The organism is Alkalicoccus urumqiensis, from assembly GCF_002993335.1.
GTDB classification, from domain to species: domain Bacteria; phylum Bacillota; class Bacilli; order Bacillales; family Salisediminibacteriaceae; genus Alkalicoccus; species Alkalicoccus urumqiensis.
This window is the reverse complement of the sequence record NZ_PVNS01000026.1, coordinates 1,854-4,985: the sequence shown is the minus strand read 5'-3', so window position 1 is coordinate 4,985 and position 3,132 is coordinate 1,854. Positions and strand designations below refer to the sequence as shown.

Here is a 3,132-nt window from a genome sequence, read left to right as displayed (position 1 = left end):
CTCAAAACTGGATAACGCGTCGATCCACGAAGATCAGTGTCCTGGTGTTGCCGTTGTTCTTGGTTAAGTCCTCGATCGATTAGTATCCCTCAGCTTCACGTGTCGCCACGCGTCCACCCGGGACCTATCTACCTTCTCATCTCGAAGGGATCTTATCACTTGCGTGAAGGGAAATCTCATCTTGAGGGGGGCTTCATGCTTAGATGCTTTCAGCACTTATCCCGTCCACACGTAGCTACCCAGCTATGCTCCTGGCGGAACAACTGGTACACCAGCGGTGTGTCCATCCCGGTCCTCTCGTACTAAGGACAGCTCCTCTCAAATTTCCTGCGCCCGCGACGGATAGGGACCGAACTGTCTCACGACGTTCTGAACCCAGCTCGCGTGCCGCTTTAATGGGCGAACAGCCCAACCCTTGGGACCTACTTCAGCCCCAGGATGCGACGAGCCGACATCGAGGTGCCAAACCTCCCCGTCGATGTGGACTCTTGGGAGAGATTAGCCTGTTATCCCCAGGGTAGCTTTTATCCGTTGAGCGACGGCCCTTCCATACGGTGCCGCCGGATCACTAAGCCCGACTTTCGTCCCTGCTCGACCTGTATGTCTCGCAGTCAAGCTCCCTTCTGCCTTTGCACTCTTCGAATGATTTCCAACCATTCTGAGGGAACCGTTGGGCGCCTCCGTTACTGTTTAGGAGGCGACCGCCCCAGTCAAACTGCCCACCTGACACTGTCCCTGGCCCGGATCACGGGCCGAGGTTAGGATGTTCAAACAGCCAGGGTAGTATCCCACCGATGCCTCCCCCGAAGCTGGCGCTCCGGGTTCCAAGGCTCCTACCTATCCTGTACAAGCTGTTCCAACACCCAATATCAAGCTGCAGTAAAGCTCCATGGGGTCTTTCCGTCCTGTCGCGGGTAACCTGCATCTTCACAGGTAATATAATTTCACCGGGTCTCTCGTTGAGACAGTGCCCAAATCGTTGCACCTTTCGTGCGGGTCGGAACTTACCCGACAAGGAATTTCGCTACCTTAGGACCGTTATAGTTACGGCCGCCGTTTACTGGGGCTTCAATTCAGCGCTTCTCCCGTAAGGGATAACGCCTCCTCTTAACCTTCCAGCACCGGGCAGGTGTCAGCCCCTATACATCGCCTTGCGGCTTGGCAGAGACCTGTGTTTTTGATAAACAGTCGTTTGGGCCTAGTCACTGCGGCTCCCCCGGGCATACACCCCAGGGAGCACTCCTTCTCCCGAAGTTACGGAGTCATTTTGCCGAGTTCCTTAACGAGAGTTCTCCCGCGCGTCTTAGAATTCTCATCCCGCCTACCTGTGTCGGTTTGCGGTACGGGCACCGGTTTCCTCACTAGAGGCTTTTCTCGGCAGTGTAGAATCGGGGTCTTCGGTACTGTATTTCCCTCGCGGTCACCGCTCAGCCTCGTGGAGCACGGATTTGCCTGTGCTCCGGCCTTGCCAGCTTCGACGCACACTTCCAATCGTGCGCACACCCTATCTTCCTGCGTCCCCCCATTGTTCAAACGGAAACGCGGTGGTACAGGAATCTCCACCTGTTTGCCATCGCCTACGCCTTTCGGCCTCGGCTTAGGACCCGACTTACCCTGAGCGGACGAGCCTTCCTCAGGAACCCTTAGGCTTTCGACGGAGGGGATTCTCACCCCTCTTTTCGCTACTCATACCGGCATTCTCACTTCCAGGCGCTCCACCGGTCCTTCCGGTCCGGCTTCTCGGCCCCTGGAACGCTCCCCTACCACGGACACCCGAAGGTGTCCATCCATAGCTTCGGTGATACGTTTAGCCCCGGTACATTTTCGGCGCAGAGTCACTCGACCAGTGAGCTATTACGCACTCTTTCAATGATGGCTGCTTCTAAGCCAACATCCTGGTTGTCTAAGCAACTCCACATCCTTTTCCACTTAACGTATACTTGGGGACCTTAGCTGATGGTCTGGGCTGTTTCCCTCTTGACTACGGATCTTAGCACTCGCAGTCTGACTCCCGGAGAGAAGTATCTGGCATTCGGAGTTTGACTGAATTCGGTAATCCTGTAGGGACCCCTCGTCCAATCAGTGCTCTACCTCCAGTACTCTCGCTCCGAGGCTAGCCCTAAAGCTATTTCGGGGAGAACCAGCTATGTCCGAGTTCGATTGGCATTTCACCCCTACCCACACCTCATCCCCGCACTTTTCAACGTGCGTGGGTTCGGGCCTCCATCCAGTGTTACCTGGACTTCACCCTGGACATGGGTAGATCACCCGGTTTCGGGTCTACAACCACGTACTATATCGCCCTGTTCAGACTCGCTTTCGCTGCGGCTCCGCCTTTTCGGCTTAACCTTGCACGGGATCGTAACTCGCCGGTTCATTCTACAAAAGGCACGCTGTCACCCGTAAATGGGCTCCAACTACTTGTAGGCACACGGTTTCAGGATCTATTTCACTCCCCTCCCGGGGTGCTTTTCACCTTTCCCTCACGGTACTGGTTCACTATCGGTCACTAGGGAGTATTTAGCCTTGGGAGATGGTCCTCCCGGATTCCGACGGGGTTTCTCGTGTCCCGCCGTACTCAGGATCCACTCCGGAGGAGGGGCAGTGTCGAGTACAGGGCTGTTACCTTGTCCCGCGGGCCGTTCCAGGCCGCTTCCTCTACTGCTCCTCTTGGTAACTCCAATGGAGTGTCCTACAACCCCGGAAGGGAAACCCTTCCGGTTTGGGCTGTTTCCGTTTCGCTCGCCGCTACTCAGGAAATCGCGTTTGCTTTCTCTTCCTCCGGGTACTAAGATGTTTCAGTTCCCCGGGTCTGCCTTCCGCTGCCCTATTGATTCAGGCAGGGATCTCATCCCATTACGGATGAGGGGTTCCCCCATTCGGAAATCTCCGGGTCAACGCTTACTTACAGCTCGCCGGAGCATATCGGTGTTCGTCCCGTCCTTCGTCGGCTCCTAGTGCCAAGGCATCCACCGTGCGCCCTTTCTTCCTTAACCAATACACATACCGCTGGTATGTGTTCTGGACGTCGTTTCAGTCTGGCATTCCAAGACACCCGGAATCACTCGCTTTTATCAAACGATGATCCGGTGATCTTCGTGTTTCTTGCGTTATCCAGTTTTCAAAGGACGC

At 55.6% G+C, this 3,132-nt stretch carries 1 rRNA gene; it reads right to left on the bottom strand.

What is annotated here, in order from left to right:
• Positions 1-59: 59 nt before the first annotated feature.
• A 23S ribosomal RNA gene (locus C6I21_RS16120) occupies positions 60-2,996 on the bottom strand.
• Between the last annotated feature and the right edge of the window lie 136 nt (positions 2,997-3,132).